This is a genomic window from Streptomyces xanthochromogenes, assembly GCF_014650455.1.
Taxonomy (GTDB): domain Bacteria; phylum Actinomycetota; class Actinomycetes; order Streptomycetales; family Streptomycetaceae; genus Streptomyces; species Streptomyces xanthochromogenes.
Window position 1 is genome coordinate 268471 of sequence record NZ_BMUZ01000002.1, and the last position, 12632, is coordinate 281102.

Below are 12632 nucleotides of genomic sequence, written 5' to 3' on the forward strand. Positions count from 1 at the left end.
GGGAATGCTCCGCCATCCCCTAGGTTGGGGCGAATGACCAGCTCCACCTCCCACTCCGGTCCTGGCAGTCCCCGAACCCCCGATCGCAGTCCGTTCCTCGACAACGCCAAGTTCCTGCTGATCGCACTGGTCGCGCTCGGCCACAGCTGGGAACAGGTCATCACCCCGCACACACCGGTTCTCCGAGCCGTGCACAACCTGGTCTACGGCTTTCACATGCCGGCCTTCATCCTGCTCTGCGGCTACTTCTCCCGCAGTTTCACCGGGCGCCCCGACCAGATCCGTCGGCTGCTCACCGGGGTGCTGCTGCCGTACCTGATCTTCGAGACCATCTACAGCTTCGTGTACCACTGGCTGCGCGGCACCGAGCTCGCGATCACGCCGACCTCGCCCACGTATCTGTGCTGGTTCCTCATCGCCCTGTTCCTGTGGCGGCTGACCACGCCGATCTGGAAGGCGGTGCGCTATCCGCTGCCCCTTTCGATCGTCGTCTCGCTCGCCGCGGGCACGACCCTGATCAGCGGTGATCTGGCGCTGCCACGGGTCCTGATGTTCCTGCCGTGGTTCGTCCTCGGGCTGCGCCTTCGCCCCGAACACTTCGCCAAGCTGCGCACCCGCACGGCCCGCCTGATCGCCGTGCCGGTCTTCGCGGGCGTCTTCGCGCTCGCCTACTGGCTCTCCCCGTATCCGAGCGACGACTGGCTCTCCAGCGATGCGGACAACACGGTCCTGAACGTGTCGCTCGTGCAGTACCTGCTGATCAGGCTTGCCCTGTTCGCGGTGACCACGCTGCTCGTGGCGTCGTTCCTCGCCCTCGTGCCAGGCCGCCGGACGTGGCTGACCGGGCTCGGCGCGGTCACCCTCTACCCGTATCTGCTGCACGGAATCCTGCTCCGGGTCGCCGAGTACTACGGCGCCTTCCGGGTGGTGCGGGAGGCGGGGATTCCGGGCGTGCTGGTGCTCAGCGCCACCGCGGTGGGCGTGGTCGTACTGCTGTCGACGCCGCCGGTGCGCGCGGTGATGCGGCCCCTGGTGGAGCCGCGCCTGCCGAAGTGGCTGGTGCCCCGGGCGGAGGCGGTGTCCGCGCCGGCGACCGTGCCGACGGCCGCCGCCGAGCGCGAGAAGACGCTCGCGGGCTGAGGTGCGGCGGTGGCCGTTTGCCCGAACTGGCAGGCCCGGCCGGTCGGTTCGGGCAAACGTCCGCCCGCCAGGACCGGCCCGTCGGTTCGGGCGAGCGCCCACCGACGGGCCCCTCCGGTCAGTTCGCGACGGGCTGCCAGGGCGCGGCCGGGCCGCCCGTGGTCGCCGTCCAGTACAGCCGCCCGTCCAGGCCGATCGCGGCGGCCACGGCGTCGTTGCCGTCCTGCACCGCGGCGGGCGCCCCGGTGAACAGGATGCCGCTGTCCGCCTTCCAGGCCGGGGCGGGGGCGCCGGGCTCCAGGGTGGCGAGCGCGCCGGAGGCGGTGCGGCCGGCGACGAGGGGTCCGGCCGTGCCGACCATGCCGTAGCCGGAGGTGTCGCCGAGGTCGGTGACGGCCGTGGGCGTGGAGTCGGCGAAGGTCACGCTCTGGACGTTGCCCGAGTCCGCCTTGCGGTAGTACACCCGGACCCCGTCGCCGTCCGCGCGGGCGGAGAGGCCCGTCGTGTTCGCCGGCAGCCCGGTGTCCGAGGCGCGCGCGGGCATCGGGGCGCCGGGCTCCGGCTGGGCCCAGGTCGCCGTCGTGCGCGCGGTGCTGGCGAAGACGTGGACGCGCCCGCCGCCGTCGGTGGCCGCGACCGGGTCGCCGACCAGGTCGGTGCCGCCGAGCGGGGTCCACGGGGTCCAGTCGCCGTTCGCGGCCCGGACGGTGCCGTGCAGCTTGCGGTCGCCGCCGCGCAGGAACACGGTGAGCCGGCCGGTGCCGTCCACCGCTGCCGACGGCGTGGACATGTCGAAGACGCCGTCACTGCCGCTGGTGCCGGGCGCGCCCAGCGAACGCCACGGGGTGAAGCCGCCCGATGCGGTCTGCTCGGTCGTGACCACCTCGCGGTGGTAGTCGTGCGGACCCGCGCCGAACAGGGTCCGCGTGCCGAACACCGCGAGCCGGCCGTCGGCCAGGCGTACCGAGCCGACCCCGGGGTCCATGCCGTCGCCGGGCAGCAGCTGCGGCTTGCTCCAGCTGCCCTGCGGGCCGGACGCCTTGTGCCAGGCGGCGAGCCGCTGGTTGAGCACGCCGAACGCCCACAGGCCGCCGTCCTTGGCCGTCTGCAGCCAGGACGTGGAGTTGGTGCGGCTGTAGCGCACCGAGTTCACCCAGTTGTTGCCGCGCGGGTTGGGCGCCACCTTGCGGTCACCGCAACCGGCCGCGCTGGCACAGTAGTTGTCCTTCGGGTTCATCCAGGCGTACGTCTTGACGATGTCGGTCTTGGCGTCGGCAGCCGGCTTGGCGAAGGTGTGCGGCAGGTGGCTGGTGTTGTAGCCGAAGTAGGTCTGGACGCTGAAGTCCGGGTGGTTCGCGGAGCGGGCGTACTCCTGGAGGGCGGCCTGGGCGAAGCGGGCGCTGAAGATGTGGTCCTGGTGGTCGATGATCTTCTGCGGCTTGCCGTCCCGGCTCGGCGTCGGGTCCATGGTGCGCACATGCGTCGGGCGGTACCGCTCCATCAGCCCGGCCAGCGTCGTGACGAGCTGGTCCTTGGTGTACGTGAAGGGGCGGGCGGGGCTCCCGGAGGCCATCTGCGAGGTCAGCGTCCCGGTCTGGCCGTTCCACAGGCCGCGCAGGCTGTGCGGCTGGTTGCCGAGGATCGTCTCCGACTCGCGCAGCTGTAGCCACACCAGGTGGACGTCGGGCCGGGCGTCGAGGGTGTCCACCTCGGCGGTGCCGCCGCCGGCGGTGGGCAGCGAGGCACGGGTCCACGTGCCGCCCCGGTCGCCGGTCGCCATCTGGGAGTAGGCCCCGCGTATGCCGTTCTGGCGGGCCTCGGAGTACGCGGCCCGGTCCGCGCGCGGGCGGGGGGTGCCCTTCCTGACCGGCGGGGAGTTCACTCCGTCCGCCTCGCCCGCCGTGACGTACACGGAGGTGATGGGGCGGCCGGAGCGCAGCGACTGGCCGGTGTCCGGGTTCATGAAGAACAGGTCGTCGTCCGGGTGCGCCATGATCTGCATCACCGAGCCGCTCGCGGGCCGCACCGGGCCCGAGGACACGGACGCGGGGACGGCCGCGGTGTGGCCGCCGGGGGGCGTGGCGCCCTCGGTGTCGGACATGGCGAGTTCGGCGAAGGCACCGCCCGCGACGAGGACGGCGGCGAGCGCGGAACCGGCGACGGCGCCACGGCGGGAGAGCAGCGCGGAGCGCAGCGGCAGCCTGGACTTCATGGGTGTGGTCTTTCGGTACGGGCGGCCTGGACGGCCGGTCAGTGCGTGAGCACGTCCTCGCCGAGCCCGGTGGTGAGTGCTCGATCAGAGTTCGTCAGAACCTGATCGGCTATGAAGACGAAAGCTCTAAGAATCGGGTTCATTTGGACGTCTCGGCAAATCGTGTGGCCTTGATCACCCCGAATTGCCCTTATATCGGCACAAGTACGTCTTATGGGTCGTGAACGGAACCCGGGGGAGGGCGAGTTCGCGGGCGGAGGCCCTCCGGGGTCGCCGCGGGTGAAGGGGGCGTCACGCCGGGGCGGGCGGCACGGGGTGTCTTTCGGGTCGAAAGTCCCGGCCCGCCCTGCCCTGCCCCCGGTGACATCCGGCCCCGCCGCCCGTGACGTCCGACCGTGGCGCCCAACCCCGCCCTCGGCCCCGCCCGCCCGCCGCCCTCGGCCTCCTCGCCCCGCCCGCCGGCCGCAGGGCCCCTGCCCGCCCGTGGCCCGCGACCGGACCCGGTCCGCCGCGTTCCGGCCGCCCCCGGCAACCCTCGCCGGGGCCCGGCGGCCCCACTGCGGCTAGGCTCGGAATCCGGGTCTTGATCGGGTGGGCCGGTTCCGGGAACCGCCCCCCGGCCGGGCGTGCGGGTGTACGGACACGTGGGAGGCGGCCAGATGACGGTGCCGGGGCGCAGGAGCAGTACTTTCACGCGGCTGCTGCGGCATGGCTTCACCGACCCCTCGGCCGCCGAGCGGCTCCTGGAGAGTCCCGAGCTCGTCTCCGTACGGTCCGACCCGGTGCTTCTGGACGCGCTCGGCGCCACCGCCGACCCCGACCTCGCCCTGCTCGGCCTTGTCCGCATCGTGGAGGCGCAGGAGGACGACGAACGCCGCGCCCTCCTGGACACCCTGGTCAGCGCCAAGCCGCTGCGCGACCGGCTGCTCGGGGTGCTCGGCGCCTCCGAGGCGCTCGGCGACCACCTCGCCCGCCACCCGCACGACTGGCACGCCCTGGTCACCTACGAGGCGGCCGACCTGCACCCCGGGGTCGCCGAGTTCGAGCGGGGCCTGGCCGGGGCCACCGACCCCGTGTCCCTGCGGGTCGCCTACCGACGCTGCCTGCTTGCCATAGCGGCCCGTGACGTGTGCGGCACGACCGATGTGGCCGAGACCGCCGCGGAACTCGCCGACCTCGCGACCGCGACCCTGCGCGCCGCCCTCGCCATCGCGAGCACCGAGGCCCCGGCCGACGCCGCACAGTGCCGGCTCGCGGTGATCGCGATGGGCAAGTGCGGTGGCCACGAACTCAACTACGTCTCCGACGTCGACGTGATCTTCGTGGCCGAGCCCGCCGACGGCTTCGACGAGGGCAAGGCCATGCAGGCCGCGGGCCGGCTCGCCGCCCACCTCATGCGGATCTGCTCGGAGACCACCGTCGAGGGCGTGATCTGGCCCGTCGACGCCAACCTGCGCCCCGAGGGCCGCAACGGCCCGCTCGTCCGCACCCTCTCCAGCCACCTCGCCTACTACCAGCGCTGGGCCAAGACCTGGGAGTTCCAGGCGCTGCTCAAGGCGCGCCCGGTGGCGGGCGACCCCCGGCTCGGGCGGGACTACGTCGAGGCCGTCTCACCCCTGGTGTGGCAGGCCGCCGAGCGGGACAACTTCGTCGCCGACGTGCAGAAGATGCGGCGCAGGGTCGTCGACAACATCCCCGCCGCCCAGGTCGAGCGTGAGCTGAAGCTCGGCCCCGGCGGGCTGCGCGACGTCGAATTCGCCGTCCAGCTCCTGCAGTTGGTGCACGGGCGCAGCGACGCCACCCTGCACAGCGGCTCCACCCTGGACGCGCTCGCCGCGCTCGCCGCCGGAGGCTATGTGGGCCGGGCGGACGCGGCCCAGATGGACGAGGCGTACCGGTTCCTGCGGGCCATGGAACACCGCATCCAGCTCTACCGGCTGCGCCGCACCCACCTCGTGCCGGAGGACGAGGCCGACCTGCGCAGGCTCGGCCGCTCGCTCGGGCTGCGCACCGAGCCCGTCGTCAGCCTCAACAAGGAGTGGAAGCGGCACGCATCCGTCGTGCGCAGACTGCACGAGAAGCTGTTCTACCGGCCGCTCCTGGACGCGGTCGCCCAGCTCGCGCCCGGCGAGACCCGGCTCAGCGCCCGCGCGGCCGCCCACCGCCTGGAAGCGCTCGGCTACGCCGACCCGGCGGCCGCCCTGCGCCACCTGGAGGCGCTGTCCTCCGGCGTGAGCCGCAAGGCCGCCATCCAGCGCACCCTGCTGCCCGTCCTGCTCGGCTGGTTCGCGGACTCCGCCGACCCGGACGCGGGCCTGCTCGGCTTCCGCAAGGTCTCCGACGCGCTCGGCAAGACCCCCTGGTACCTGCGGCTGCTGCGCGACGAGGGCGCCGCCGCCGAGAACCTGGCCCGGGTCCTCTCGGCCGGCCGGCTCGCCCCCGACCTGCTGCTCCGCGCCCCCGAGGCGGTCGCCATCCTGGGCGACCCGGACGGGCTCGTGCCGCGCGGCCAGGACCACCTGGAGCAGGAGGTGCTCGCCGCGGTCGGCCGTGCCGAGACCGCCGAGGGCGCGGTCGCGGCGGCCCGCGGGGTGCGCAGGCGCGAACTGTTCCGGACCACCGCGGGCGACCTCATCGGCTCCTACGGCACCGAGGACAGTCCCGCCGAGGAGGACCCGGGCGCGCTCGTCGACCGGGTCGGCAACGCGGTCACCGACCTGAACGCGGCCACCATCGCGGGTGCCCTGCGCGCCGCCGTACGGGCCGAGTGGGGCGAGACCCTGCCGACCCGCTTCACGGTCATCGGCATGGGCCGCTTCGGCGGCCACGAGCTGGGCTACGGCTCGGACGCGGACGTCCTGTTCGTGCACGAGCCCCGCGAGGGCGTGGACGAACAGGAAGCCGCGCGGGCCGCCAACCGCGTCGTCGCCGAGATGCGCCGACTGCTCCAACTCCCCACCGCGGACCCGCCGTTGCTCATCGACGCGGATCTGCGGCCGGAGGGCAAGTCGGGTCCGATGGTGCGCACCCTGAAGTCCTACGGGGCGTACTACCGGCGCTGGTCCCTCGTCTGGGAGAGCCAGGCGCTGCTGCGCGCCGAGGTGATGGCGGGCGACGCGGATCTCGGGGCCCGTTTCATCGAGCTCATCGATCCGCTGCGGTATCCGGTGGAGGGCCTGGGCGACGACGCGGTCCGCGAGATCCGCCGCCTCAAGGCCCGGATGGAGTCCGAGCGGATGCCGCGCGGCGCCGACCCCACGCTGCACACCAAGCTGGGCCGGGGCGGGCTCTCCGACGTCGAGTGGACGGTCCAGCTGCTGCAGATGCGGCACGGCTGGGAGCTGCCCGGCCTGCGCACCACGCGGACCCGCCAGGCGCTGGCCGCCGCGCACGCGGCCGGGCTCGTGGGCACGGAGGAGGCCTCGATACTCGACGAGGCGTGGGTGCTGGCGACGCGGGTGCGCAACGGGGTCATGCTGGTCCGGGGCCGGGCCGGGGACACGTTCCCGTCCGACGGGCGGGAGCTCGCGGCGGTGGGACGTTACCTGGGGTACGAGCCGGGACACGTCGGGGACATGCTGGAGGACTACCGGCGCCTCACGCGCAGGGCGCGGGGGATCGTGGAGGAGCTGTTCTACGGGGCACACCTCTAGCCGTGCGGCGCGGGCGGGGGTTTGCGGGGTTTCTCTCCGACCCCGGGCCCCCTCCTGGGGGCTCTGCCCCCAGACCCCCGTCGCGCCTCAAGGGCGCTCGTCCTCAAACGCCGGACGGGCTGTGGACGACCCGGTGTTCGCGGCCTCGGGCGTGCTCGTCCTCAAGCGCCGGACGGGCTGTGGGTGACCCGGTGTGCGCGGCCTCGGGCGTGGTTGTCCTCAAGCGCCGGACGGGCTGTGGACGACCCGGTGTTCGCGGCCTCGGGCGTGGTTGTCCTCAAGCGCCGGACGGGCTGTGGGCTACCCGGTGTTCGCGGGCTCAGGCGCGCTCGTCCTCAGACGCCGGGCGGGCTGGATTTCGCTGAGCGGCGCTTCGGAGGGGAGGCGGGGACCAGCTTCGGGAGCTGGTGGGGGAAGCTGCCGTACCAGGCGCGGGAGGCCAGGAGGCCGAAGGTCAGGCAGAGCAGGCCGCCCACCGCGTCCAGCCAGAAGTGGTTCGCCGTGGAGACGATCACGATCAGCGTGGCCGTGGGGTAGAGCAGGCCCAGGATCTTCGCCCAGGGCGCGGAGGCGAGCGCGAAGATCGTCAGGCCGCACCAGGTCGACCACCCGATGTGCATGGACGGCATCGCCGCGTACTGGTTCGACATGTTCTTCAGGTCGCCCGACGCCATCGAGCCCCAAGTGTGGTGCACCAGGACCGTGTCGACGAAGTGCCCGCCGTTCATCAGGCGGGGCGGGGCGAGCGGGAAGAAGTAGTAGCCGACCAGGGCCACGCCGGTGGTCGCGAAGAGCACGAGGCGTGACGCCGCGTAGCGGCCCGGGTGGTAGCGGAACAGCCACACCAGGACACCGATGGTGACGATGAAGTGCAGTGTCGCGTAGTAGTAGTTCATGCCGACGATGAGCCATGTCACCGAATTCACGGCGTGGTTGACCGACTGCTCCACCGCGATGCCGAGGTGGTGCTCGACGCTCCAGATCCAGTCCGCGTTCTTGAGCGCCTTGGCCTTCTGCTCGGGCACCGCGTTGCGAATCAGTGAGTACACCCAGTAACTCACCGCGATCAGAAGCACTTCGAACCAGATGCGCGGGCGGCGCGGCAGGCGCACGCTCCGCAGCCGGGCGGAAAATCCGCTGCGGCCCGGTTCGTCGTTCGAGGGTGTGGCCGACGGCTCATGTGGTGGAGCGGCCGTCCGGCCTTCCAGAGTCTTCACGGTCATTTCACCCATAGGAAGAGAGTCTGCCAGATGCACATACCCCCCGCCGATCATCCTCCGGTCGGGTTCGCTGCGCACCTGCTACTCCCAAAGGACGAGGTTTCCCGGCGTACGTCAGGGTCGGCTTCGGGGTCTCGCGCCCGAGGTGGAGCCGCGTACGACCAGTTCCGGCATGAAGACGAACTCGCTGTGCGGCGCGGGGGTGCCCCCGACCTCTTCGAGCAGGGCGCGGACCGCGGCCTGCCCCATCGCCGTCACCGGCTTGCGGATGGTGGTCAGCGGCGGGTCGGTGAACGCTATCAGCGGAGAGTCGTCGAACCCCACCACAGAGACATCACGGGGCACATCGAGACCCGCCTGGCGGGCAGCCCTGATCGCGCCGAGCGCCATCATGTCGCTGGCGCACACGACCGCGGTGCAGCCTTGCGCGATGAGCGCGGAGGCCGCTGCCTGGCCGCCTTCGAGCGTGTACAGGGAGTGCTGGATCAGTGACTCCGCCTCGGCGGTCGTCAGGCCGAGCCGGTCCTGCATCCCGGCCGTGAAGCCCTCGATCTTGCGCAGCACCGGCACGAAGCGCTTCGGGCCGACCGCGAGGCCGATCCTGGTGTGGCCGAGCGCCGCGAGGTGGGTGACCGCGAGCCGCATCGCCGCCCGGTCGTCGGGCGAGATGAAGGGCGCCTGCACCTTCGGCGAGAAGCCGTCCACCAGGACGTACGGGACGCCTTGGGCGCGCAGCTGCTCGTAGCGCTCCATGTCGGCGGTGGTGTCCGCGTGCAGCCCCGAGACGAAGATGATCCCGGAGACGCCGCGGTCCACCAGCATCTCGGTGAGCTCGTCCTCGGTGGAGCCGCCCGGGGTCTGTGTCGCGAGCACCGGGGTGTACCCCTGCCGGGTCAGCGACTGGCCGATGACCTGGGCGAGGGCGGGGAAGATCGGGTTCTCCAGCTCCGGCGTTATCAGGCCGACGAGCCCCGCGCTGCGCCGGCGCAGTCGTACGGGCCGCTCGTAGCCCAGCACGTCGAGTGCGGCCAGGACGGATTCGCGGGTGCCCGCGGCCACACCGGGCTTGCCGTTGAGCACGCGGCTGACTGTGGCTTCGCTGACCCCCGCCTGGGCTGCGATGTCGGCGAGCCGTGCGGTCACGGGATTGGACTGTACCGGTCGCACGTCAGATTGCCCACCAGACGGCGGCCTCGGCCGGGAGCAGCGCGCTGTCCGCACCGAACTGGACGGCCGCGCTGGTGAGCAGCGGCCTTCCGGGGAGCGGGAGTTGGACCTCCCGGTCCAGGGTGTTCAGGGTGCACACGAAGCCCGGCCGGGCGAAGGCGAGCACCCCCTCGGGGGCGGGTAGCCAGCTCATCGTGCCGTCGCCGAGCCCCGGCAGTTCGCGGCGCAGGGCGAGGGCCGCGCGGTAGAGCTCCAGGGTGGAGTGCGGGTCGCCCGACTGGGACGCGACGGCGAGCCCGCGCCAGGCGGCGGGCTGCGGCAGCCAGGGCGCCGAGTCCCCGAAGCCGAAGCTCGGGCCCTGGGCGGTCCACGGGATCGGGACGCGGCAGCCGTCACGGAAGCCGTCCTGCCCCGCCGCACGCAGGAAGGCGGGGTCCTGGCGCAGCTCGTCGGGCAGGTCGGCGACCTCGGGCAGGCCCAGCTCCTCGCCCTGGTAGAGGTAGGCCGAGCCGGGCAGTGCCAGGGTGAACAGGGTCGCGGCGCGGGCCCGGCGAAGGCCCTGTTCCCCGCCGCCGTAGCGGGTGACATGGCGTACGACGTCGTGGTTGGAGAGCACCCAGGTGGTGGGGGCGCCCACCGCGCCCGTCGCGGCCAGCGAGGCGTCGACGGTCGCGCGCATCCGCTCGGCGTCCCAACCGCACGTGAGGAACTGGAAGTTGAAGGCCTGGTGCAGTTCGTCGGGCCGTACGTACAGGGCCAGGCGCTCGGCGGAGGGGGCCCAGGCCTCGGCGACCGCGATGCGCTCGCCGGGGTAGGAGTCGAGCAGGGTCCGCCAGGCGCGGTGGATCTCGTGGACGCCGTCCTGGTCGAAGAAGGGGAGCACCTGGCTGCCGATCAGCTTGGCCTGCTCGCTCGCGCCGATGTCCGGCAGGCCCGCCGCCTTGACCATGCCGTGCGCGACGTCGATGCGGAAGCCGTCCACGCCGAGGTCCAGCCAGAAGCGGAGCACGGACTCGAACTCGGCGTGCACCGCCGGGTGGTCCCAGTTCAGGTCGGGCTGCTCGGGGGCGAACAGGTGCAGGTACCAGTCGCCGTCCGCGGTCCTGGTCCAGGCGGGGCCGCCGAACACCGACTCCCAGTCGTTGGGCGGGAGTTGGCCGCCCGCGCCGCTGCCGGGGCGGAAGTGGTAGCGCTCGCGCTCGGGGCCGCCGGCCAGCGCCGCGCGGAACCAGGGGTGCTGGTCGGAGGTGTGGTTCGGGACGATGTCGACGATGACGCGCAGGCCGAGGCGGTGGGCCTCGCGCACCAGGTCGTCGGCGTCGGACAGGGAGCCGAAGAGCGGGTCGACCGTCCGGTAGTCCGCCACGTCGTAGCCGCCGTCGGCCTGCGGGGAGGCGTAGAAGGGGGTGAGCCAGACCGCGTCCGCGCCCAGCTCCTTCACATGGGGGAGCCGGGCGGTGACGCCGGGCAGGTCGCCGATGCCGTCGCCGTCGCTGTCCGCGAACGAGCGCACGTACACCTGGTAGATCACCGCGTCGCGCCACCAGCCGGTCCGGGGCCCGGTGGGCTCGTGGGCGACGGCGGCCGTCGTCAGCTCCTGCGTCATGGGGTGCCCTCTCGAGAATCCTGCACTCACGGGATCAACGCCGATGGGCCTCGAAAGTAACAGCCTTGCAAGGACTTGCGGAACCCTTGCAGCCCCTGTGCGGATGCAGATGGACCGGCAATACCGGCTTTGACAAGGCGCACAACGGCAACCGTGCGGACACGCTGATGTAACGATCGACCGCTCTTGCAGAAATTCTTCGCAAGGTCTTTCGGTCGCCTTTCATCCTTGTTACGTTCCTGGCGATCCGGCGCCGTGATGGAGCGGCACCCAGTGAAGGAGTTCTCATGCGACGTGGCATAGCGGCCACCGCGATCGCGGCGACCCTCGCGCTCGCGGCGACGGCCTGCGGTGGCAGCGACGGCGATGGCGGCAAGGCGGACGGCCCCGTCACCATCACCTGGTGGGACACCTCGAACGCCACGAACGAGGCACCCACGTACCAGGCGCTGGTCACGGAGTTCGAGAAGGCGAACCCGACGATCAAGGTGAAGTACGTCAACGTGCCCTTCGACCAGGCGCAGAACAAGTTCGACACCGCCGCCGGCGCCAAGGGCGCCCCGGACGTGCTGCGCGCCGAGGTCGGCTGGACGCCCGCGTTCGCCAAGAAGGGCTACTTCCTTCCGCTCGACGGCACCGAGGCCCTCGCCGACCAGGCCAAGTTCGGGCCCAACCTGATCAAGCAGGCCCAGTTCCAGGGCAAGACCTACGGCGTCCCGCTGGTCACCGACACCCTGGCCCTGGTCTACAACAAGGCCCTGTTCGCCAAGGCCGGCATCACCAAGGCCCCCGCCACCTGGGACGAGTTGAAGGCGGACGCCGCCCTCGTCAAGGAGAAGGCCGGCGTCGACGGCTACTGGGGCTCCACCGCCGGGTACTACGCCCAGCCGTTCCTGTACGGCGAGGGCACCGACACGGTGGACGCGGCCGGCAAGAAGGTCACCATCGCAAGTGCCCCGGCCGTCAAGGGACTTGAGACCTGGAAGGGCCTGTTCGACGGCCCGGGCCTGCACAAGGCGGACGTCACCGCCGACGCGTACGCGCACATCCAGGACGCCTTCGTGAACGGCAAGGTCGCCGCCATCGTCCAGGGCCCGTGGGAGATCACCAACTTCTACAAGGGCGCCGCCTTCAAGGACAAGGCCAACCTCGGCATCGCCACCGTCCCGGCCGGATCCGCGGGCAAGGCGGGCGCCCCGACCGGCGGCCACAACCTGTCCGTGTACGCGGGCTCCGACAAGGCGCACGCGGCCGCCGCGATGAAGTTCGTCAACTTCATGACCTCGGCCAAGAGCCAGGAGAGCATCGCGCTGAAGAACTCCACGCTGCCGACCCGCGAGGACGCGTACACCGCGCAGGTCAAGGCCGACCCGGGCATCGCCGGCTTCCAGGGCGTGCTCGCCGCCGCCCGGCCGCGCCCGGAGCTGCCCGAGTACAGCTCGCTGTGGACCCCGATGGACACCGAACTGCCGAAGGTCGCGGACGGCAAGGAGTCCGTCGCCGACGCCACCAAGAGCCTTCAGCAGGACATGGCCAAGCTGGTTCCCGACTTCACCAAGTGAGCCCCGCCGCCGGGCCGTTCCCCCTCGGGGACGGCCCGGCGGCACGCACGTACGTCGAACTCCCCCGGAAAA

The 12632-nt window shown here is 72.1% G+C and carries 7 protein-coding genes; 3 read left to right on the forward strand and 4 right to left on the reverse strand.

The genetic code is table 11. From position 1 onward, the window contains the following. The first annotated feature begins 33 nt into the window (after positions 1-33). On the forward strand, positions 34-1140 hold the full coding sequence (locus tag IE267_RS05070; protein ID WP_189762281.1) for an acyltransferase family protein: 1107 nt from the start codon (positions 34-36) through the stop codon (positions 1138-1140). A gap of 118 nt (positions 1141-1258) precedes the next feature. Here IE267_RS05070 and IE267_RS05075 read toward each other — a convergent pair whose 3' ends face one another. Continuing rightward, positions 1259-3352 (reverse strand): PIG-L family deacetylase, encoded by a 2094-nt coding sequence (locus IE267_RS05075; protein ID WP_229860736.1) that lies wholly within the window; start codon positions 3350-3352, stop codon positions 1259-1261. A 659-nt stretch (positions 3353-4011) separates the two neighbouring features. Here IE267_RS05075 and IE267_RS05080 point away from each other — a divergent pair. Next, positions 4012-7005, forward strand: a complete 2994-nt coding sequence (locus IE267_RS05080) for a bifunctional [glutamine synthetase] adenylyltransferase/[glutamine synthetase]-adenylyl-L-tyrosine phosphorylase (RefSeq protein WP_167153655.1) — start codon at positions 4012-4014, stop codon at positions 7003-7005. 335 nt (positions 7006-7340) lie between these two features. Here IE267_RS05080 and IE267_RS05085 read toward each other — a convergent pair whose 3' ends face one another. The 3 genes from IE267_RS05085 to IE267_RS05095 form a co-directional block, all read right to left on the reverse strand. After that, positions 7341-8237: a phosphatase PAP2 family protein gene (locus IE267_RS05085; RefSeq protein ID WP_189762282.1), complete on the reverse strand. Its 897-nt coding sequence runs from the start codon at positions 8235-8237 to the stop codon at positions 7341-7343. 102 nt (positions 8238-8339) lie between these two features. After that, a complete protein-coding gene (locus tag IE267_RS05090) occupies positions 8340-9368 on the reverse strand; it encodes a LacI family DNA-binding transcriptional regulator (protein ID WP_167153659.1) in 1029 nt (342 codons plus the stop codon). Between the two features lie 25 nt (positions 9369-9393). Continuing rightward, positions 9394-10998 (reverse strand): glycoside hydrolase family 13 protein, encoded by a 1605-nt coding sequence (locus tag IE267_RS05095; RefSeq protein WP_189762283.1) that lies wholly within the window; start codon positions 10996-10998, stop codon positions 9394-9396. Positions 10999-11285: 287 nt separating this feature from the next. On the opposite strand from IE267_RS05095, the gene IE267_RS05100 reads away from it, so the two are divergent. After that, complete coding sequence (locus tag IE267_RS05100; protein WP_189762284.1) at positions 11286-12560, forward strand: extracellular solute-binding protein; 1275 nt, start codon at positions 11286-11288, stop codon at positions 12558-12560. Positions 12561-12632 lie beyond the last annotated feature (72 nt).

What these genes read in the sequence shown, in the direction of transcription:
- IE267_RS05070 (WP_189762281.1), top strand. Translation starts at nt 34, where the DNA reads ATGACCAGCTCCACCTCCCACTCCGGTCCTGGCAGTCCCCGAACCCCC.
- IE267_RS05080 (WP_167153655.1), top strand. Translation starts at nt 4,012, where the DNA reads ATGACGGTGCCGGGGCGCAGGAGCAGTACTTTCACGCGGCTGCTGCGG.
- IE267_RS05100 (WP_189762284.1), top strand. Translation starts at nt 11,286, where the DNA reads ATGCGACGTGGCATAGCGGCCACCGCGATCGCGGCGACCCTCGCGCTC.
- IE267_RS05085 (WP_189762282.1), bottom strand. Translation starts at nt 8,237, where the DNA reads ATGGGTGAAATGACCGTGAAGACTCTGGAAGGCCGGACGGCCGCTCCA.
- IE267_RS05095 (WP_189762283.1), bottom strand. Translation starts at nt 10,998, where the DNA reads ATGACGCAGGAGCTGACGACGGCCGCCGTCGCCCACGAGCCCACCGGG.
- IE267_RS05075 (WP_229860736.1), bottom strand. Translation starts at nt 3,352, where the DNA reads ATGAAGTCCAGGCTGCCGCTGCGCTCCGCGCTGCTCTCCCGCCGTGGC.